The 21,652-nt window shown below is 68.2% G+C and carries 7 protein-coding genes and 1 tRNA gene; 5 read left to right on the top strand and 3 right to left on the bottom strand.

Features of this window, described 5'->3' with window-relative positions; all coding sequences use genetic code 11:
- Positions 1 to 264: 264 nt before the first annotated feature.
- The 3 genes from CRP45_RS22525 (at position 265) to CRP45_RS22535 (ending at position 17,070) form a co-directional block, all read left to right on the top strand.
- Positions 265 to 15,690 carry a non-ribosomal peptide synthetase gene (locus CRP45_RS22525; RefSeq protein WP_097246809.1) on the top strand — a complete coding sequence of 5,142 codons (15,426 nt, stop codon included), beginning with the start codon at positions 265 to 267 and terminating at the stop codon, positions 15,688 to 15,690.
- Positions 15,691 to 15,956: 266 nt separating this feature from the next.
- A tRNA-Arg gene (locus CRP45_RS22530) sits at positions 15,957 to 16,032 on the top strand.
- 477 nt (positions 16,033 to 16,509) lie between these two features.
- Positions 16,510 to 17,070, top strand: coding sequence for a TetR/AcrR family transcriptional regulator (locus tag CRP45_RS22535; RefSeq protein ID WP_097246811.1), 561 nt, complete (start codon positions 16,510 to 16,512; stop codon positions 17,068 to 17,070).
- Between the two features lie 41 nt (positions 17,071 to 17,111).
- Here CRP45_RS22535 and CRP45_RS22540 read toward each other — a convergent pair whose 3' ends face one another.
- Together CRP45_RS22540 and CRP45_RS34725 are read right to left on the bottom strand one after the other, a co-directional pair.
- Positions 17,112 to 18,230: an alpha/beta hydrolase gene (locus CRP45_RS22540; RefSeq protein ID WP_097246812.1), complete on the bottom strand. Its 1,119-nt coding sequence runs from the start codon at positions 18,228 to 18,230 to the stop codon at positions 17,112 to 17,114.
- Between the two features lie 149 nt (positions 18,231 to 18,379).
- A complete protein-coding gene (locus CRP45_RS34725) occupies positions 18,380 to 18,751 on the bottom strand; it encodes a hypothetical protein (RefSeq protein WP_097246813.1) in 372 nt (123 codons plus the stop codon).
- 274 nt (positions 18,752 to 19,025) lie between these two features.
- Here CRP45_RS34725 and CRP45_RS22550 point away from each other — a divergent pair, with 274 nt between their 5' ends.
- Positions 19,026 to 19,556 (top strand): DUF5994 family protein, encoded by a 531-nt coding sequence (locus tag CRP45_RS22550; protein WP_245910389.1) that lies wholly within the window; start codon positions 19,026 to 19,028, stop codon positions 19,554 to 19,556.
- Positions 19,553 to 20,032, top strand: coding sequence for a DUF5994 family protein (locus tag CRP45_RS22555; protein WP_097246815.1), 480 nt, complete (start codon positions 19,553 to 19,555; stop codon positions 20,030 to 20,032). The genes CRP45_RS22550 and CRP45_RS22555 overlap by 4 nt, the downstream gene beginning before the upstream one ends.
- 764 nt (positions 20,033 to 20,796) lie before the next feature.
- Here CRP45_RS22555 and CRP45_RS22560 read toward each other — a convergent pair.
- Positions 20,797 to 21,636 carry a LysR family transcriptional regulator gene (locus CRP45_RS22560; RefSeq protein ID WP_097246817.1) on the bottom strand — a complete coding sequence of 280 codons (840 nt, stop codon included), beginning with the start codon at positions 21,634 to 21,636 and terminating at the stop codon, positions 20,797 to 20,799.
- Between the last annotated feature and the right edge of the window lie 16 nt (positions 21,637 to 21,652).

The raw sequence follows: 21,652 nt of genomic DNA on the forward strand, positions 1-21,652 counted from the left end.
CCGCCCGACCAGTGGTACGGTGGCGCGTCGCATCGTGAACCTGCTCGAAAGCGCCCTGCTGGTACGAGGTTCCAGGCGGGCGCGCCAACGGTCCCGATGACTGTGAGGCAAGTCATATTTCCATCGTTTTGCCAGCGTATGTGAGTTCACCGGCACAGGTCCGGACGCACTGCATGTGGCGTCAAGTGTCCTGGATAGGATTTGTGGGTACCCCGTGGCTTTGCGCCATTGGCGGGGGATGGGGAAATCAAGGAGTGACACCTGATGAGTACTGTTCGCCGTTCCGCGCGTGGAGCCAGGCGTCGCCGTTCCGGCACCCTGTCTTTCGGGCAATTGCTCACCGCGGCGGTGGACTCGGCGGCGGACTCCATCGCCGTCCGGTACAACCCCACGGGTGACCCGGCCGACCAACGCGAACTCACCTACCGGGAACTCGACGAGCGGTCCTCGCAGCTGGCGCGCGAGCTGATCGAGCGGGGGATCGGCCCGGGTGACCTGGTCGCCATGGGCATCGCGCGCTCCGTCGAATTCGTGCTCTCGGTGTGGGCCATCGCCAAGACCGGCGCGGCCTACCTGCCGGTGGACCCCAACTATCCGGCTGACCGTATCGAGCACATCCTCACCGATTCTGCCGCGACCCTCGGCCTGACCACCTCCGCGCACCGCGGTTCGCTCGGCTCCTCGATCGACTGGATCGAACTGGACGACCCCATGCGACGCGAGAGCATCGCGGCGCGACCCGCGCACCCCATCTCCTACGCCGACCGGGTGCGGCCGCTGCACGAGCAGCACCTCGCCTACGTCATCTACACGTCGGGCTCCACCGGTAAGCCCAAGGGCGTGGCGATCACCCACGCGGGTGTCGGCGCACTGGCGGCGCAGCGCGAGAGCCGCCAGGTGACCGGTGAATCGCGGCTGACCAACCTGACCACGCCGAGCTTCGACTTCTCCATCGTGGAGCTGCTGTACACCTTCTCGGTGGGTGCGACGCTTGTCGTGGTGCCGCCCACCGTCTTCGGCGGCGAGGAGCTCGCCGAACTGCTGCGGCGGGAGCGGATCACGCACCTGTGCATCACCCCGGCCGCGCTGGAATCGCTCGATCCGACCGGGCTCGACGATCTGCGGGTCGTGATGAGCGGTGGCGAGCGCGTCAGCCCCACGCTGGTGGACCGCTGGGCGGTGCACGGCCGTGCCTTCCACATCGAGTACGGCCCCTCCGAGGCCACCGTCATCGCCACCGGAACCGATGCCCTGCGGCCCGGCGAGGGCACGCACATCGGCGCCGCGCTGCCGGGAATCGGCGCGTTCGTGCTGGATTCGCATCTTCGGCCGGTGCCGACGGGTGTGGTCGGCGAGCTCTATCTGACGGGTGCGGCGCTGGGACGCGGCTACCTGAACCGTCCCGACCTGACGGCAGAACGGTTCGTGGCCAACCCCTTCGGAGCGGAGACCGAACAGCCGGGCTCGCGGTTGTATCGCACCGGCGACCTGGTGCGACGCACCGAGGACGGCGTCTTCGAATACCAGGGCCGCACCGACTTCCAGGTCAAGATTCGCGGCCTGCGCATCGAACTGGGTGAGATCGACTCCGCGCTGACCGCGCATCCGGATGTGGATTTCGCTGTGACGCTGGGCGTCACCCTGCCGACCGGCGCCGCCGCACTGGTGGCGTACGTGCTGCCGCGTTCCGGCGCCGACGTCACTCCCGCTGCGCTGTCCGCCTTCGTCGGAGAATCGTTGCCCGCCTACATGGTTCCGGCCTCGATCATGGTGCTCGACGAGATCCCGCTGTCCCCGGCGGGCAAGCTGGACCGCGCTCGCCTGCCGGAACCGGTATTCGCGGCACGTGAGTTCCGTGCGCCGTCCACCCCCGCCGAGACGGTCGTCGCGGAGATCTTCGCGACACTGCTCACGCCGCCCGGCGCGGATCCCCTCCGGGTCGGCGCCGACGACGACTTCTTCGAACTGGGCGGCAACTCGCTGCTGGCCACCAGGGCCGCGTCCAGGATCGGGACAGCTTTGGGCGTCCAGGTGCCGGTGCATGTGCTGTTCGACGTCTCAACGGTGTCGGCGCTGGCGCGCTACGCCGAGGCGCAGGAGGCCGCGTCGGGTCCGGCGCTGCGACCCATGCCGCGCCCCGAGCGCGTTCCGCTGTCGTTCGCGCAGCAGCGGATGTGGTTCCTCAACCGCTTCGACCCGGCCAGCGCGATCAACAACATCCCGCTGGCCGTGCGGCTTTCCGGCGCGGTCGATCTTGCGGCGCTGCGTGCCGCCGCGGTGGATCTCGTCGAGCGGCACGAGGTGCTGCGCACCCGCTACCCCGAGGTGGACGGCGAGGGGTTCCAGGAGGTGCTTGCTGTCTCGGATCCCGTTGCGGCGCCGGATATTTCGGTGATCGACTGCTCCGAGAACGAGCTGTCGGCCCGGATCGCCGCCGCCGTTGTCGCGGGCTTCGACGTGACGGCCGCGCCGCCCGTCCGGCTGCGCGTACTTCGCCTCGACGACACCGAGTACGTACTCGTGTGCGTGATCCACCACATCGCCGGTGACGGCGCTTCGCTGGTTCCGCTGACCCGCGATCTCATGACCGCTTACGCTTCGCGCACGAATGGCGTTGCACCGCAATGGAATCCGCTCGGTATTCAATACGCCGATTTCGCGCTGTGGCAGCGCGAGGCGCTCGGTTCCGAATCCGACGAGAGCTCGCTGCTTGCCCGCCAGATCGCCTACTGGCGCGATGAGCTGGCCGGTGTTCCTGAGCAGTTGGACCTGCCGTCGGACCGTGTGAGGCCCGCGACGGCGTCCGGGCGCGGGGCGTCCTTCGACTTCGAGATCGACGCCGATCTGCACGCCGCGCTCTATGCCGTAGCGCAGCAGCACAATTCGACGCTGTTCATGGTGGTGCACGCGGCGCTGTCGGTGCTGCTCGCCCGGCTGTCGGGTACCGACGACATCGCCATCGGCACCCCGGTGGCCGGTCGCGGCGAAGCCGAACTGGACGATCTCATCGGCATGTTCGTCAATACCCTCGTGCTGCGCACCCGGGTCGATCCGGCGCTCACTTTCGACGAACTGCTGCGCGAGGTGCGCCGCGCGGACATCGCCGCTTTCGCGCATGCCGACGTGCCGTTCGAGCGACTGGTGGAACTGCTCGAGCCCGCCCGTTCGGCGGCTCGGCACCCGCTGTTCCAGGTGATGCTGAGCTTCCAGAACCTCACGCCCACCGAGCTGGAACTGCCCGGACTGACCGTCACGGGTGTGGACATGGACGTGCCGCTGGCGAAGTTCGATCTGGACTTCACGGTGGCGCCGCGCGAAACCGACGGCAAGCCCGAGGGCATGTCGGCCTCCATCACCTACGCGGTGGACCTCTTCGACGAAGCCACCGTCGCGCTGCTGGCGCGGCGGCTGCGTGACCTGCTCGTCGCCGTGGCGGCGACACCGGAGCGCCCGGTCGGCGACCTGGAACTCCTCGACGACTCCGAACGTCGGCGAATGCTGGTGGACTGGAACGACACCGGTCACCTGGTCGCCCCCGAACTGCTGTTGGACGGCTACCGCAGGGCGGTGGCGAGCCACCCGGACCGCATCGCGGTGGCCTACGAGGGCAGCGAACTCACCTACCGTGAATTCGACGAGCGGGTCAACCGCCTGGCCCGGGTGCTCATCGATCAGGGTGTCGGCGCGGAATCGCTGGTCGGGCTGGCCATTCGGCGTTCGCTCGACCTGGTCGTCGGCATGTACGCCATCGTCACGGCCGGCGGTGCGTACGTACCGCTCGACCCCGATCATCCGGCCGAGCGCATCGCGCACATCCTCGATACCGCGCGCCCCGCCTGCGTGCTGACCACGATCGCCGACGCCGTCGCGGTGCCGGGCGGTATTCCGGTGCTCTACCTGGACACCCTCGATACGGCCATTGTCGACGCCGCTCCGGTGCGGGCGGAGGAATTGCTGCGCCCCGTACGTCCCGAGCACCCCGCGTACGTGATCTTCACGTCGGGTTCCACCGGTCGTCCCAAGGGTGTGGCGGTGTCGCACGCCGCCATCCACAATCAGACCGAATGGATGCTGGCCCAGTACCCGCTGGGTCCTTCGGACGTGTACTTCCAGAAGACCGCCACCACCTTCGACGTCTCGCTGTGGGGCTACTTCATGCCGCTGCGGGCGGGCGCGAAGCTGGTCGTGGCCACCCACGACGGCCACCGCGATCCGGCCTACATTGCCGAAACCATTGCCGCGCAAGGAGTTACGGTCACCGACTTTGTGCCGTCCATGCTGACGGTGTTCGCCGCGCACGTCGCGGCGGGCAGCGTGCCGACGCTGCGCGACATCTTCGTCATCGGTGAGGCACTCCCGCCGGAGACGGTCGCCGCGGTGCACGCCATGTCCCAGGCCCGTGTGCACAACCTGTACGGCCCCACCGAGGCCGCGGTGTCGATCACCTACTGGCTCGCCGACGGCCGCGACACCCGTACCGTGCCGATCGGCCTGCCGCAGTGGAACAGCCGGGTGTACGTGCTGGATTCGCGCCTGCGACCGGTTCCCGCCGGAGTGCCCGGCGAGCTGTACCTGGCCGGTGACCAGTTGGCCCGCGGCTATGTGCGTCGACCGGATCTGACCGCGGATCGCTTCGTGGCCAATCCGTTCGGCGGCGGTGCGCGCATGTACCGAACCGGCGACCTGGTGGTGTGGCGGGCGCCGAGCGGTGACTTGCCCCCGCGTCTGGAGTACATCGGCCGCACCGACTTCCAGGTGAAGTTCCGCGGCCAGCGCATCGAGCTCGGCGAGATCGAAACCGCGCTGCTGGCACAGCCTTCGGTCTCCCAGGCCGCCGCCCTTGTGGTGGCCACGCCGCTGGGTGAGCAGCTGGTGGCGTACGCGGTGCCGACGCCGGGACGGGTCGTCGATCAGGCCGAGCTGACCGCCGGTATCGCGAAAGTCCTTCCCGCGTACATGGTTCCGGCGGCCATCGTGGCCCTGGCGGCGTTCCCGCTGAACGCGAGCGGCAAACTGGATCGCAAGGCGCTGCCCGCGCCGACCTTCGCGGCCCGTGCCTTCCGTGCTCCCGCGACGCCGGTCGAGGAGGCCGTGGCGGCCGTCTTCGCCGAGTTGCTCGGTGTGGACCAAGTCGGCGCGGACGACGACTTCTTCGCTCTCGGCGGCAATTCGCTGCTGGCCACCCGCGTGGTGGCGCGCATCGGTGAGGCGCTCGGCGCGCGGGTCGCCGTGCGCGAGCTGTTCGAAGCGTCCACCGTGACCGCGCTCGCGGCCCGTATCGTGCCGGGCGCGGGTGACGGTGCCCGGCCGCCGCTGGTCGCGGCGCCGCGCCCCGACCGACTGCCGCTGTCGCTTGCCCAGCAGCGCATGTGGGTGATCAACCGCATCGACCCCGAATCGCCCGCCTACAACCTGCCTTTCGCCATTCGGCTGACCGGCGCGCTCGACGCCGCCGCGATGCGCGCGGCGGTCGCCGATGTGCTGGAACGGCACGAGGCGCTGCGCACCCGCTTCCCCGCTGCCGACTCGGGTTCGCCGCACCAGGAGATCCTGTCGGCGGCCGACGCGCTGCCCGGCGGGCTGCTGGTGCACGACGGCGTCGCGAACGTCATGGAAGCCGTGGCCGCCATGATGGCGAGCGGTTTCGACGTCACCGCCGCACCGCCGCTGCGCATCGCGCTGTTCACCGATCCGGCCGTTGGCGAGCACCTGCTGGTGCTCGTGGTGCACCACATCGTCGCCGACGGTTCGTCGCTGGCACCGCTGGCGCGGGATCTGGTGACCGCCTATGTCGCGCGCACCGCGGCTGCCGCTCCGGCCTGGCAGCCGCTGTCGGTGCAGTACGCCGACTTCGCGCTGTGGCAGCACGCGGTACTCGGCTCCTACGACGACGAGAGTTCGGTCGCCGCACAGCAATTGGCGTACTGGCGGCAGCAGCTGTCCGGCGTGCCCGAGCTGCTTCCGCTGCCGCAGGACCGGCCGCGCCCCGCCGTCGCCTCGATGCGCGGCGCCGCAGTGGAATTCACGGTGCCCGCGCCGGTGCACTCGGGACTGGCCGACATCGCCCGCGAGCACAATTCGAGCCTCTTCATGGTCGTGCACGCCGCGCTGGCGGTGCTGCTCGCGCGCCTCTCTGCGACCTCCGACATCACCGTCGGAACCCCGATCGCGGGGCGTGGCGAGCGGGCGTTGGACGAGCTCGTCGGCATGTTCGTCAACACACTCGCCCTGCGTACCGAGGTGGATCGCGGCGCCTCCTTCGACGCGCTGGTGGAGCGGGTTCGCGATATCGACCTCGACGCCTTCGCGAACGCCGATGTGCCGTTCGAGAAGGTCGTGGAAGCGGTCGCCCCCGACCGTGCGGGCGCCCAGACCGCGCTGCTGCAGGTGATGCTGGCCTTCCAGAACACCGAACAGGCGAGCCTCGAGCTGCCGGGTCTGACCGTCGCCGCACTCGACACGGGTGAGGTCGCGGCCAAGTTCGACCTTCAGGTGAATGTCGAGCCACGGCTCGGCGCCGACGGTGCTCCCGGCGAACTGGCCGTCGTTTTCGCCTACGCCACCGACCTTTTCGACGAATCGACGGTCGACGCCTTCGCCGGCCGCTTCGCACGCATCCTCACGGCTGTCGTCGCCGATCCGCGAATCGCGGTGGGCGACATCGACATCCTCGACCCCGAGGAGCGCAGCCCGGCCCTGGCCGCCGTCGCGCCGAGCGCCCCGGTCGACTCCGCGCCGGTACGCCTGTTGCCGGACCTGCTCGACGCGGCCGTGGAGGAGAACCCGGACGGCGTAGCGGTGATCTTCGCCGACGCCACCGAAACCCTGTCCGAGATCGACTATGTCGAACTCGATGAGCAGTCCAGCCGCCTGGCACGCCTGCTGATCGACCGCGGTGTCGGCCCGGAGACCACGGTGGCGGTGGGTATTCCGCGCTCGATCGAATCGGTGCTCGCGGTGTGGGCGGTCGCCAAGGCCGGTGCGGCTTTCGTACCGGTGGACCCCAACTACCCGGTCGACCGCGTCGCGCACATGGTCACCGATTCCGGTGCGGTACTGGGGCTCACCGTCGATGCGGTGCGCTCAGGCTTGCCCGAGGGGATCGACTGGATCGATATCGCCGCCGCCGACACCGCCGGCTATCCGGCCGCGCCGGTGACCGACGCCGATCGGGTGCGCCCGCTGCGCGCCGCCCATCCGGCCTACGTCATCTACACCTCCGGTTCCACCGGGAAGCCCAAGGGCGTCGTGGTCACCCACGCCGGTCTGAGCGGCTTCTGCGCCGAACAGCGTGAGCGCTATCGGGTCACCACCGGTTCGCGCACACTGCATTTCGCGTCGCCGTCCTTCGACGCCTCGGTGCTGGAGCTGCTGCTCGCCGTGGGCGGCGCGGCCACCATGGTCGTCGTCGCACCCACCGTCTACGGCGGCGCGGATCTTGCCGCGCTGCTGCGCAGGGAGCGGGTGACGCACGCCTTCATCACCCCTGCCGCGCTGGCCTCGGTCGACCCGGAGGGGCTCGACCGGCTGCGCGTCGTGGTCGCCGGTGGCGAGGCGTGCCCGCCGGAACTGGTGCGGCGCTGGGCGATTCCCGCCGGTCGCCGTACCCGGGAATTCTTCAACGGGTACGGGCCCACCGAGACCACCATCATGACCAATGTCGGCGGGCCGCTGACGCCGGGTGAGCCGGTGACCATCGGCGCGCCGATCCGCGCGGTCACCGAATACGTGCTCGACGACCGGCTGCATCCGGTGCCCGACCGGATCGCTGGTGAGCTCTACATCTCCGGCGCCCAGCTGGCGCGCGGATATCACGAGCGGCCGGGCCTGACCGCCGCGCGCTTCGTCGCCGATCCGTTCGGACCGCCCGGTTCCCGGCTGTACCGCACCGGAGATCTGGTCCGTCGGCTCGCGACGGGGGAGATCGACTACTTGGGGCGCAACGACTTCCAGGTGAAGATCCGCGGCTTCCGTATCGAACTCGGCGAGATCGACGCGGTGCTCGCCGGACACGACAGCGTCGACTTCGCGGTCACCATCGGGCACACCCTGGACACCGGCGCGACCATTCTGGTGTCCTACGTGCATGCCGCGCCGGGTGCGCAGGCCGATGCCGACGAGCTCACCGAGCATGCCGCTCGTCACCTGCCCGCCCATATGGTGCCGACTGTCGTCACGGTGCTCGACGAGATCCCGTTGACCCCCGTCGGCAAGCTGGACCGCGCCGCGCTTCCCGCTCCTGTCCTGCGCGCCAAGGAGTTTCGTGCTCCCAGCGGAAGGATGGAGGAGCGCGTCGCTGCGGTCTTCGCCGAGGCGCTCGGTCGTTCCGAGCCGGTCGGCGCGGACGACGACTTCTTCGAGCTCGGCGGCAACTCGCTCATCGCCACCCAGGTGATGGCGCGACTCGGCGCGGAATTCGACGCCAGGGTGCCGGTGCGCCTGCTGTTCGAGGCCGCGACGGTGGCCGAGCTGGCGGCTCGCCTCGGCGAACTTGCCGGAGCCGGTGATCGCAAGGCCCTGGTGGCCGGTCCGCGTCCGGAGCGCATTCCGCTGTCGCTGGCGCAGCAGCGCATGTGGTTCCTGAGCCAGTTCGACACCGACACCTCGGCCGCCTACAACGTGCCCGTCGCGGTGCGCCTGACCGGTGCGCTCGATATCGACGCTTTGCGCGGGGCGCTCGCGGATCTGATCGCCCGGCACGAGATCCTGCGGACCGTCTACCCGCAGACCGAGGACGGGCCGGTGCAGGTGATCCTGCCGGTCGGCGAAGTGACCGTCGAACTTCCGCTGCGCGACGTTGCCGCCGCGGAACTGGAATCGGCTGTGCTGGAGTTGTTCTCCACCACCTTCGACGTCACCGCGGAGGTGCCGCTGCGCGTCGCGATCTTCCGGATCGCCGACACCGCAGACGAATACGTGCTTGCCATGGTGATCCACCACATCGCGGGCGACGGCTCGTCCTCGGGGCCGATGACCCGCGACCTCATGGTCGCCTACTCCGCGCGGGCCGCCGGAATGGAACCCGCCTGGGAGCCGCTGCCGGTGCAGTACGCCGACTACAGCATCTGGCAGCGCGAGCTGCTGGGTGACGAGAGCGATCCGGAGTCGCTGTCGGCCAAGCAGATCGGCTACTGGAAGCACGCGCTTGCGGGTCTGCCTGATCAGCTCGAACTGCCCACCGATCGGCCGCGACCGGCCGCGCAGTCCTTCCACGGCGGCAGCGTGGACGTGCGGATCTCCGCCGAAACCCACGGTGCGCTTGCGGACTTGGCGCGCAGGCACAACGCCACCATGTTCATGGTGGTGCACGCCGCGCTGTCGGTGCTGCTCGCGCGGTTGTCGGGCACCGACGACATCGCCGTCGGCACACCGATCGCGGGACGCGGGGAACGCGAAATCGACGACCTGATCGGCATGTTCGTGAACACGGTCGTCTTTCGCACCCAGGTCGACGCGGCGGCGAGCTTCACCGATCTGCTGACGCGGGTCCGCGAACAGGACCTCGAGGCTTTCGCCAACGCGGATGTGCCGTTCGAGCGTCTGGTGGAGGTACTGAACCCGGTGCGCTCCACCGCGCGGCATCCGTTGTTCCAGGTGGGTCTGTCCTTCCAGAACCTGGCCGCGTCCAGCCTGGAACTGCCGGAACTCGCGGTGTCCGGGCTCGATATCTTCCCGGAGATCTCGCAGTTCGATCTGCACTGGGTCGTCTCGGACGGCTACGACGAGTCCGGCGCGCCGCGCGGTATCGGCGGCGCGGTCACCTATGCGTCCGCGCTGTTCGACCGGGATACGGTGCAGGGCTTCGTGGATCGCTTCACGCGGCTGCTGGAGGCCATTGGCGCGGCGCCCGACGCGCCGGTGGGTGAGCTGGAACTGCTGGCCGCGGACGAGCGTGTTCGCATCCTCGACCACTGGAACGACACGGCACGGGCCGTGGACACCTCAGAGACTCTGGCTTCGCTGCTGGCGGCGAGTACCGCGGCCACACCGCATGCGGTGGCGTTGGCGGCGGACACGCCAGAGGGTTCGCTCGCGCTGAGCTACGGCGAACTCGGTAATCGCGTCAACCGCCTCGCGCGGTACCTGATTTCGGTGGGTGTGGGGCCGGAGACGCGGGTTGCGCTGGCGCTGCGGCGTTCGGTGGATCTCGTGGTTGCCATGTACGCGGTGTCGGTCGCCGGCGGTGCGTACGTGCCTGTGGATCCGGATCAGCCCGCCGAGCGGACCGGATACATCCTGGAGACCGCCGCACCCGTGTGCGTGGTCACCGACACCGCGTCCGGCTTCGTGACCGATCTCGCGCCGGTAGTGCGCCTGGACGAGTTGTCTCTGGGAACCTTTGCCGCTGAGCCGGTTACGGATGTCGAGCGGGTTGCGCCGTTGCGTCCGACGAATACCGCGTATGTGATCTTCACGTCGGGTTCGACGGGACGGCCGAAGGGTGTGGCGGTGCCGCACTCGGCGATCGTCAACCAGTTGCTGTGGAAGACCGCCGAATTCGGTTTGGGTGCGGATGACGCGGTGTTGCTGAAGACCGCGGCGACGTTCGACTTGTCGGTGTGGGAGTTCTGGTCGGCCGCCGTGTCGGGTGGTCGTTTGGTGATCGCGTCCGTCGATGGGCATCGCGATCCCGGGTACTTGAACGAGTTGATGGCTCGTGAGCGGGTGACCACGTTGCATGTGGTGCCGTCGATGCTGGACGCGCTGTTGGTCGAGTCAGGCCGCGTCCTCGCGGATTCGGTGCGGCGTGTGTTGGCGATCGGTGAGGCGTTGCCGTCGTCGGTGGCGCAGCGGTTCCGTGCGTCGAATCCGGATGCTCAGCTGTTCAACCTGTACGGGCCGACCGAGGCTGCGGTGTCGATCACTTCGCACCTTGTCTCGGATGCGGATCAGGGTTCGGTGTCCATCGGTGCGCCCGAATGGAACAGTCGCGTGTACGTGCTCGATGCCCGGCTGCGGCCGGTGCCGGTCGGTGTATCCGGCGAGTTGTACCTCGCGGGTGCGCAGTTGGCGCGCGGTTATTTCGCGCGTCCGGATCTGAGCGCGGATCGTTTCGTCGCGAATCCCTTCGATGGCAATGGTTCCCGTATGTACCGCACGGGTGACCTGGTGGCCTGGACCGGTGACGGTGAGCTGGAGTACCGGGGGCGTACGGACTTCCAGGTGAAGATTCGTGGCTTCCGTATCGAGTTGGGTGAGATCGAGGCGGCGTTGTTGGCGTTGGCGGAGATCGCTCAGACTGCTGTGTTGGCGAAGTCCGATCAGCGTACCGGAGATCGTCTGGTGGCCTACTTGGTTCCTGCTGTGGCGGATATCGATGTGGCTCAGGTGAAGTCGGCGTTGTCGTCGGTGTTGCCGTCGTACATGGTGCCGTCGGCGTTCATGGTGCTGGAGGCGTTGCCGTTGAACGTCAACGGCAAGCTGGACCGTAGGGCGTTGCCGGAGCCGGAGTTCGAGTCGACCGCTTTCCGCGCCCCGTCCACTCCGATCGAGGAGATCGTGGCGCGCGTGTTCGCGGATGTCCTCGGCGGTGACCGGGTCGGCGCGGACGACGATTTCTTCAGTCTCGGCGGCAACTCGCTGCTGGCCACCCAGGTCGCTGCCCGGATCGGTGCGGCGCTGGATACGCGGGTGCCGGTGCGCGCGCTGTTCGAAGCCTCCACCGTGGCCGGTCTCGCCGCGCTGGTGGGCAAGCTGGCCGGTGCGGGCGGACATCGCGCGTTGACCTCCGTCACTCGTCCGGAGTCCATTCCGCTGTCGCCCGCGCAGCAGCGTATGTGGTTCCTGAACCGGCTCGATGGTCACTCCGCGGCCTACAACGTGCCGGTGGCGGTGCGGTTGTCGGGTGCGCTCGATGTCGACGCCCTGCGCGCCGCTGTCGCGGATCTCATCGCACGTCACGAGATCCTGCGCACCATGTACCCACAGACCGACCGTGGGCCTGTGCAGTCGATTCTGTCTCCCGGGCACGCCATCCCCGAGTTGACGGTGCGCGTGGTGCCCGCCGATCGGATCGAGCGGGCGGTGCGGGAACTGGGCGCCACCGTCTTCGACGTCACCGTCGAGGTGCCACTGCGGGTCGAGCTGTTCCAGATCGACGGCGCCGCAGACGAATACGTGCTTGCGATGGTGGTCCACCACATCTCCGCCGATGGTTCGTCGGTCGCTCCGCTTACTCGCGATCTGATGGTCGCGTACGCGGCACGCTCGGCCGGTGCGCAGCCGGGCTGGGCGCCGTTGCCGGTGCAGTACGCCGACTACAGCGTCTGGCATCGCGAGCTGCTCGGCGACGAGAGCGATCCGGACTCGTTGTCGGCCAAGCAGATCGGGTACTGGAAACAGGCGCTCGCCGGACTGCCGGACCAGTTGGACCTGCCGTCGGATCGGCCGCGTCCTGCGGTGCAGTCCTTCGCGGGCGAGCGCGTCGACGTGCGGATCGACGCCGAAACACACGCGGCGCTCACGGAATTGGCGCGCGGACACAACGCGACCATCTTCATGGTGGTGCACGCCGCGCTGTCGGTGCTGCTCGCTCGGCTGTCGGGCACCGACGACATCGCCGTCGGCACGCCCATCGCCGGGCGTGGTGAGCGCGAACTCGATGATCTGATCGGCATGTTCGCCAATACATTGGTGCTGCGCACGCGGGTCGACGCGGCCGAGAGCTTCGTCGATCTGGTGGCACGGGTGCGGGAAGGCGACCTCCAGGCGTTCACTCACGCCGATGTGTCGTTCGAGCGGTTGGTCGAGGTGCTCAACCCCGCGCGGTCGATGGCGCGGCACCCGCTGTTCCAGGTGGGGTTGTCGTTCCAGAACATCGTGCGGTCCAGCCTGGAGCTGCCCGGTCTGACCGTGTCCGGTGTGGACGCGCTTGCGGATGTCTCGCAGTTCGATCTGCACTGGATCGTGGCCGATCACTACGACGAGTCGGGCGCGCCGTGCGGCATCGATGGCTCGGTCACCTTTGCGACGGCCCTGTTCGAGCGCGAGACGGTGCAAGGTTTCGTGGATCGGTTCGTGCGTCTACTCGGCGAGATCGTCGCCGCGCCGACCGCACCGGTCGGCGATATCGAACTGCTGGCCGTGGCCGAGCGGGCCGAGCTGCTCACGGCCCGCAATGCGACCGCGCACCGGACCGATGTCGGGGCGACGTTGGCGTCGATGTTGGCGGCGACCGTCGCGGCCGAGCCGAGCGCGGTGGCGCTGGTCGGACCCTATGGCCCGTCCCTGACCTACGACGAGCTCGGCCGCCGGGTGAATCGCCTGGCGCGGCACCTGATTTCGCTCGGCGTGGGTCCGGAGTCTCGGGTTGCGCTTGCGCTGCGGCGTTCGGTGGATCTCGTGGTTGCCATGTACGCGGTGTCCGTCGCGGGTGGTGCGTATGTGCCGGTGGATCCGGATCAGCCCGCCGAGCGGACGGGATACATTCTCGAGACGGCCGAGCCGGTGTGTGTGCTCACCAACGCCGCAGCGGAATTCACCACCGACGCGGCGCCGCTGATCTCGCTCGACGAGCTGGATCTTTCTGGTGTGTACGGCGGGGCGGTCACCGACTTCGAACGGGTTGCCCGGCTGCGTCCGTCGAATACCGCGTATGTGATCTTCACGTCGGGTTCGACGGGGCGGCCGAAGGGTGTGGCGGTGCCGCACTCGGCGATCGTCAACCAGTTGCTCTGGAAGACAGCGGAATTCGATCTCGGCGTCGGCGATGCGGTGTTGTTGAAGACCGCGGCGACGTTCGATCTGTCGGTGTGGGAGTTCTGGTCGGCGGCTGTGTCGGGTGGTCGTCTGGTGATCGCTTCGGCTGAGGGGCATCGTGATCCGGGCTACTTGAACGAGTTGATGGCTCGTGAGCGGGTGACGACGTTGCATGTGGTGCCGTCGATGTTGGACGCGCTGTTGGTGGAATCCGGTGGGGTGCTGGCTGGTTCGTTGCGGCGTGTGTTGGCGATCGGTGAGGCGTTGCCGTCGTCGGTGGCGCAGCGGTTCCGTGCGTCGAACCCGGACGCGGAGCTGTTCAACCTGTACGGGCCGACCGAGGCTGCGGTGTCGATCACGTCCCATCTGGTGACCGATGCCGATGCCGGCTCGGTGTCCATCGGTGCGCCCGAATGGAACAGCCGGGTCTATGTGCTCGACGGTCGGTTGCGGCCGGTGCCGGACGGGGTTTCGGGTGAGCTCTATCTCGCGGGTGCGCAGCTGGCGCGCGGCTACTTCGGTCGCGCGGAGCTGACCGCGGATCGGTTCGTTGCCGACCCGTTCAAGCCGGGCGAGCGGATGTATCGCACCGGTGATCTGGTCGCTTGGCGCGGCGACGGTGAGTTGGAGTATCGGGGTCGCACCGATTTCCAGGTGAAGATTCGTGGTTTCCGTATCGAGTTGGGTGAGATCGAGGCGGCGTTGTTGGCGTTGCCGGAGGTCGCGCAGGCTGCGGTGTTGGCGAAGTCGGATCGTAACGGTGATCGTCTGGTGGCCTACTTGGTTCCTGCTGTGGCGGATGTCGATGTGGCTCAGGTGAAGTCGGCGTTGTCGGTGGCGTTGCCGTCGTACATGGTGCCGTCGGCGTTCATGGTTTTGGAGGCGTTGCCGTTGAACGTCAACGGCAAGCTGGACCGTAAGGCGTTGCCGGAGCCGGAGTTCGCCGCTCGCGAGTACCGTGCCCCCAGTACCCCGGTCGAGCACACCGTGGTGGCTGCCTTCGCGGAAGTCCTCGGCGTTTCGGACGGTCTCGGCTTGGACGACAACTTCTTCGAATCCGGCGGCAACTCGCTGTCCGCGACGACCCTCGTCGCTCGCCTCCGCGCGGAACTGGACCGGCCGGTCACGGTGATGGACATCTTCCTCGCACCGACCCCGGCCGCCCTTTCCGAGCGGTTGCGCCCCACCGGTGGGATCGACACCACCACGGCGTTCGACATGCTGCTGCCGCTGCGCGGCACCGGCACGCGCGAACCGCTGTTCTGCATCCACCCGGTCGGCGGCATCTCCTGGTCGTTCGCCGGGCTCGCGGCCCATATCGACCCGGATCGCCCGATCTTCGGTTTGCAGTCGCCCGCCTTGGCGGACGAGCCGATGCCGGCGTCGGTGGAGGAGTGGGCGCGCCTGTACGTGAAGGAGATGCGTTCGGTTCAACCCGAGGGTCCGTACCACCTGCTCGGCTGGTCGCTCGGCGGTGTACTCGCCCACGCCATCGCGGTGCAACTGCGCGACGAGGGCGAGTCGGTGGCGCTGCTCGTCATGCTGGACAGCCACCTGCACTCCGCGACAGACGCCGATGCGGTCGGCGACACCCCGGCGACCGTTGCCGAATTGCTGGGTGGACTGCTCGGCGAGCACGCGGCCGACTTCGACTTCGACCCGAACCTGGGTGGGGCCGGACTCGGCGAAAGGCTGGCCGAACTCGGCGAACCCTTCACCTCCTTCGGCGCGCAACGCCTCGAGCGAGTCATCGACGCCGCGGTCCGATCCCTCGAACTGAGCAGCGCCTACCAACCCCGCCCGTATCGCGGTGAAGTCTTGTACTTCAACGCCGCCCAGGACGACCCGACCGCCACCCGCGGCCCCGCCAGCTGGCGCGACGCGGTGCACGGCCCGGTCAACGTCGAACAGGTACCCGTCACGCACTGGCGCATGACGGCCCCGGAAGCACTGGCCATCATCGGCCCGCGCCTCGCCGACTTCCTGGACTGATCCGCTCGGCCTCGTACCCTAGGCACCCCACCGGCGCGGACCGGGGAGACCCCCGGCCGCACCGGTGGCGGGACACGACCTGCGGTGGGAGAAGCGGCGAGACCCGCCTCTCCCACCGCACCCGTCCATGCTGTTCCCGCACCGCGGGCCTGGACCCGCGGTGGAGGCGCGGCAACCCCTCCACCGCCCCAGCCGCCCATACCGCCCCCACTCCCGCCACCCGGTAGACTCCCCGCCGTCCGGTTCGGCACACAACCACCCGGCCAGCCCTCGTAGCTCAGGGGATAGAGCACCGCTCTCCTAAAGCGGGTGTCGCAGGTTCGAATCCTGCCGAGGGCACCAACCTGCGACGGCGTTTCCGCGGGCCATAGCCGCATTTGCCGTTGCAGGTTCGATTCCACGGGGGCACTTCCCACCATTCGGCTACGCCCCGAACGGGGCTGATAGTCAGTCGACCGGCTCTCCGGATACGGACGTCCGAGGCCGGGCGACGTCCACGCAGTGTGCTGGACCGGCCAGCCGACAAGGCGAACGACGCCAGGCACAGTCAACAGGGCACCGAGACCGAAAATACCGCTCGTCGGCCTCGACACCTCCGTGTATGCCGAGGCCGACGCGGCTGGCCGAGGCCCGTTCGTCGGCGCCCGAGGCGTGACCGGGCCCCGCGTCGCCGGCCCGCCCGAACACGGTGTGGGGCACGACGACGAGGACTTGCTTCGCAGCCTGGCGTGAACGGCGCGTTGTCAGGTCTGCCCACTGCTTTCTTGAGGGCTGTCCAAGATAGGATGATTCGCAGGTCGCGATGAGTCAGGACTGGTGATGCCGAGAAACAGACGCCCCCGGGACCGGGAGGAGAAGCGCGCCGAGATCGTCGCTGCGGCGCGGCGATTGTTCCTCGAACAGGGCTACGAGGCGGTGTCGGTGAGCAGAATCGCCCAGGACGCCGGGGTGGTTTCGAACACGCTGTACTGGTATTTCCGGGACAAGGACGCGGTCTTGATCGCGGTGCTGGAGGAGGTTCTGGCCGACTCGATGGCCCGGTACGGCGAGGTCCTCGACACCGACATCATCGATCGACTGGTATGGGTCGTCGCGGAGTTGGAGCAGGTGAGCCGGTTGGTAACCACCGTGCACGCCCGCGCGAAGGAGTCGGAGACTGTTCGCGACTGGCACGAGCAGTTCCACGCGTTGGCCGAGGGTTTGTTCCGGGCAGATCTCGCCATGATCGGGGTTCCCGCAACCGAGTTGGACGCGATGACCTCGATCGGGGTGTTCGTGGTCGAGGGCCTTCTGATGCATCCGGTCGACGATGAGCGCAAGCGTGCGATGATGGGAACGCTCATCCAGAGCGCCCGCGGAATAGCGGTCGCCGCCCACTGACGTCATCAGCGGACGGCGACGCGAGCTGCGTGTCGTGCGATTCAGGTCGCGGCGTGCGCAGCGTTGGCGAATTGCTTGGTCAGGAAGTCGATCTGGTCGCGGACGGCGTCTTCGTAGTAGGTGCCGAGGTAGATGTCGAAGTGGTCGCAGGGGTAGGTCTCCACGCGGACGTGTGCCAGACCCCGTGCGCGGAGCTTGGTGGTTTTCGCGGGGGCGGCGGCATCGTTGTCACAGACGCACAGCAATGTCGGAATGCTGGAGTTGGCCATGGCCCGACCGGGGCGGTACAGCGGTAGCCGCAACACCAAGCGGGCGGCCAGTGCATTGGCGGCGTCGAAGTCGTTGTCCGGGCCGCGCAGCACGCCCCACATCGAGTCACGGCCCACCTTCGTTGCGGGCTCGCGCGCACCAGCGGCAGTCAGTTCGATGTTCTCCGACAACCGTGCACGCACCGAGGGCAACCGCCGCAGCAGGGTGCTGGTCCGCCGGGAAAGCAGGGTTCCGCGTGGTAGCAGCGCCGACGCGCCAGCGATGGCATCGCGCGAAGCCACGAAGGCGGGCAGCCACGAGGTTCCGGCCATCGGCATGAGGATGGGCCTGATGCCGAGCCAGGAGCACGCGGTGTCGAGGATGCCCGCAGCCATCAGCGCGACAGCGCTCAGCGGCCCGGTCCGCAGTCGCGAGATCAGCGAGGCCGGTCCGTCGGTGAAAGGACACTGCGCGACGATGGCTGCGAGGTGCGGGTCGCGGCTGCCGACCTGTAGGACGTGTCCACCACCGAATGAGGTCCCCCACAACGCGATCCGTTCGACATCGACCTCGGGCAGGGTGCGCGCGAAGGCGACGGCGGAGCGCCAGTCGGTGAGTTGGCGACCGATGTCGAGGAGCTGGCGCGGCTGTCCGCCGCTGGCCCCGAGGTGGCGGTAGTCGAAGACCAGCACCGACCAGCCGTGGGCGGCGAACCGTTCGGCGAACGCCTCGAGGCGCATCTCGCGCACCGCTCCCAGCCCGTGGCCCATGATCACCATCGGTCGAGGCTCGGCCGCGCCGGGTGTGGTGTACAACCACGCCGCGCACGGGACCCCGTCGGAGAGGAACTCCACATCGCGCCGCTGAATCGTTGCGGCCTCACCTCGATCGATCGGCTCGTTGTCGGCCATGACTTGATTCCTTCCTCATTGGACGCACTGTTCTTGAACGACGCCCAAGAAAGCGTTGCGGCTTACGATAAGCACTTCTTGGACGGCAGTCAAGAAGTGAGCTCAGGCCTCGATCGAACCCGGGCTGCCACGGTCACGGCCCTGCGGTCTCAGGTGTTCGCCTCGGCGATGTCGGCTCCGCCCGGGACCGTGGTGGCGTGGAAATCAGCGAGCGGAAACGTCGCCGTCCGTCGGGCATATTCCGAGACCAAACCCGGCCAGTTGCTCGAGATACGACCGGAAGCGGATTTGTACCAGCTCACACAACCCGCCCATGCCGAGCCGGAGAGACGCCGCTGTATCTCGTCGTCGTAGCGCTGTTCGACCTCCGGGCGGATCTCGACAACCGCACGCGGGTTTCGCGCCAGCACCTCGACGGCTTGCCGGATGTAGCGGGCTTGCCGTTCCAGCATGTAGATGATCGAGCCGGTGCCGAGGTTGGTGTTGGGGCCGCAGCGCGCGTCGAGATCCGCCGCCCACAACCAGCCTCACCCACACCCTTCGAGGAAGTGTTCCACCAGCTACCGATCTTCGACCGGCCCGAGAACCTCGTGGCGTTCGACCCGAACCTGCTCACCCAGCCACTCCCCCAAGCCGATCCACGCACACTCGCCCAATGCGAAGAGCAATGCCGACATGTTTCCGGCGGGTAGGATCAGGGGTGTCGGGGGCTTATCGCATGAGACCGTTGGTGGTCTCGTCGGCACCCGGCGAATGAGCAGGGGCTGCTGAGCGGTCCCGGTCAGGAGCGTCGTGATGACGCTGCAATGCAAGCCGATCCTGCTGGATCATCCTTCGCGCTTTTCCCTTCGCGACCGGTTGCCGCTGGCGTCGAGGCGGTCACCGAAACCGCGAGTGCCCCGCCCTGGGGCGGTGGACGGGGCTTGGTGGCCCCGAACAACTGACCTGGTCGCCGAACTGGCCGATCTCGAGGCGTTGTTCGCCGGGCGGGGCGCTGTCGAGCGCATCATGTACGACATGGACGCCTGGCAGCCGACGCCGAGGCGCACGACGGTCGGCGGGCGTCTGATTCGTTTGGATGGTTACCGGCATCTGCCCGCCCACACGATTTGCGTCCTGGGACTGGACCGGACCCGGCTCGTCCTGCTGGTGATCCCTGCGGACACCGAGGCCGCCTCCGCTGCGGCGCTGCTGTCCGCGGCATCTCGCCCCGGCAATGAACTCACTGCCGACGAACTGGTAGCGGCCGACACCCAGGACAGCCTCGATCGCAGCCAGTACACGGTCGCGCTGCGCCGCTGGGACGACGAAGGAGGTTCGACATGACACAGAACCCGCCGCAGCACAGAGGCGGTGCCGCCGCCGACCGCGGCCTTGGCCGATTCCGGCCCACCGCCGGCGGTGGGCAACCATTCGACAGACCGACCCGAACGCCGCGATTGCTGCTGCGCGACCGTGACGAGCAATCCGAGGGCCTCGACGGCGCCTGGTGGCCTAGAACCGACAACCTCACCACCGAGCTGCACGATCTGGTGGCCGCGCTCACCACGCGACTGGGCGCAACCGCCCGGATCGCCTTCGACTGGAATTCGCTGAGCCGGTCGCAGCGGGCAATCGACCCTCCCGACGGGATCGAGGTCACCGGCCCGCTTCCCGACCAGCCGCCGCAGGTGATGTACGTCTTCGACCCGGACGGTCGACGCCTACGATTGCTGGTGATCGATCCCGCCACCGACGAAGACCGCGCCGACGAACAGATGCGCAAGGCCGCAGGCGCCATCGCCGACCACTCCGAACCATGAACCGGCCTCCCCCCGTGGGGTCACGTCGGGTGATGGGTCTGGTCGAGGGCAACCTCGGCCCACACGGTCTCTTGCGCGCGGTGGCGGATGAGCGCCGATGCGGTGGCGAGTCGGTCCATCAGGATCATGGCCCGACCGCCGGTGTCGCCCGTGGCGCGCTGGAGTGTTCAACAGCATGACTCGACGGTGACAACGAGAGGTCAATCATCCAGAGTGGCGCATGCCAGGCATCGCCCATTGACAGTCCGCGCCGCACAGCGCGAAGTCAGCTCCGCTGTGGTTGCACCGCTCACCGACATCGCCTTCTCACAACTGGTAATCGGCTTCGACCACCAACTGCCCACCTGAAAACCGCAGGTCGTCCGCGGTCCCATGTACGACACGCCCCGCCGAGGGCACAAATCTGCGACAGCGTTTTCGCAGGTCAGCACGTTTTCTACGTTGATCCCAAGTTTCCCGGTTCGAGAAACCCCAGGTCGGATGCCGTTCCCCCTGCGCGCCCGACAGGGCACATCGAACATGGGAACGGACACCGAGCAATGCATCCGGCCGCGCCGAACAAGCCGACCGACCGAGACACCGACCGTCGACCATTGACACGCTCGGCTACACAAAACTTGTTGCAAGACAACAGATTCAGCTCGTGCTGGTCCGATCGCATCCGACGCTCTCGACCGGAACCCACGCACGCGCCCAGAGCCATTACAGGATACGTAGCGGCGAGCTTGCAGGGTGGATTCCTGAACCATGCGGAGAGGTATCGGCTAGAGGCGTATTGCGGTGCGGACGAGGTCGGCGACGGCTTTGGATCTGCTGTGCGGTGGCCAGGCGATGACGGTTGTGACTGTCGGCGCGTCCGGTACCGGCACGATGGCGTGCTTGTCGCGCAAGTGGGTTCGAACGGACTCGGGCATGACAGCGCAGGTCCGGCCGAGCGCGATCAGCTGCGTCAGCTGGGTATGGTCGCGAACCTGCGGGCCGGGGCCGTCCGGATAGCTCCCATCCTGTCGAGGCCAGCGCGGCAAGGGCAGGTCCGTCAAGGCGGAGACCTCGGCCAAAGACATATGAGCCCGGTTGGCGAGGGGGTGCCCTGCGGGCAGGACCACGACCTGCTGTTCGGTGTGCAGGTCCTCGGTGTCGAATCCGGCCATCATGTCGAAGGGCCGGTGGAGCAGGGCAACGTCGGCGCGACCGTCACGCAGGAGCCTTTCCTGTTCGCCGGGCCCGCACAGCATCACCTCGACGGCGACGGCGCCCGGTTCGGCGGCGTAGGCGTCCAGCAGCTTCGACAACAGTTCGCTGGACGCTCCGGCCTTCGTGGCCAGCACTACGCCCGGCCGATCGCCAGCGGCGCGTCGGGTGCGGCGCTCCGCGGCTTCGACCGCGTCGAGTGCGGCCCGGGCCTCCCGCAACAGCACCGACCCGGCCTCGGTCAAAGTGATTGCGCGAGAGGTGCGGTGCAGCAGCACCACTCCGAGCCGCCGTTCAAGCTGCTGGATCGCCCGAGACAGTGGTGGTTGCGCCATTGCGAGCCGCTGTGCCGCCCGCCCGAAGTGCAACTCCTCGGCGACGGCGACGAAGTATCGCAACTCCCGCGTCTCCACCGTGACATCGTATCCG

The organism is Nocardia amikacinitolerans (assembly GCF_900215415.1).
GTDB lineage: Bacteria > Actinomycetota > Actinomycetes > Mycobacteriales > Mycobacteriaceae > Nocardia > Nocardia amikacinitolerans.

Coding starts and splice junctions, on each gene's coding strand:
- CRP45_RS22525 (WP_097246809.1), top strand. CDS start 265: ATGAGTACTGTTCGCCGTTCCGCGCGTGGAGCCAGGCGTCGCCGTTCC.
- CRP45_RS22535 (WP_097246811.1), top strand. CDS start 16,510: ATGCCGAGAAACAGACGCCCCCGGGACCGGGAGGAGAAGCGCGCCGAG.
- CRP45_RS22540 (WP_097246812.1), bottom strand. CDS start 18,230: ATGGCCGACAACGAGCCGATCGATCGAGGTGAGGCCGCAACGATTCAG.
- CRP45_RS22550 (WP_245910389.1), top strand. CDS start 19,026: ATGACGCTGCAATGCAAGCCGATCCTGCTGGATCATCCTTCGCGCTTT.
- CRP45_RS22555 (WP_097246815.1), top strand. CDS start 19,553: ATGACACAGAACCCGCCGCAGCACAGAGGCGGTGCCGCCGCCGACCGC.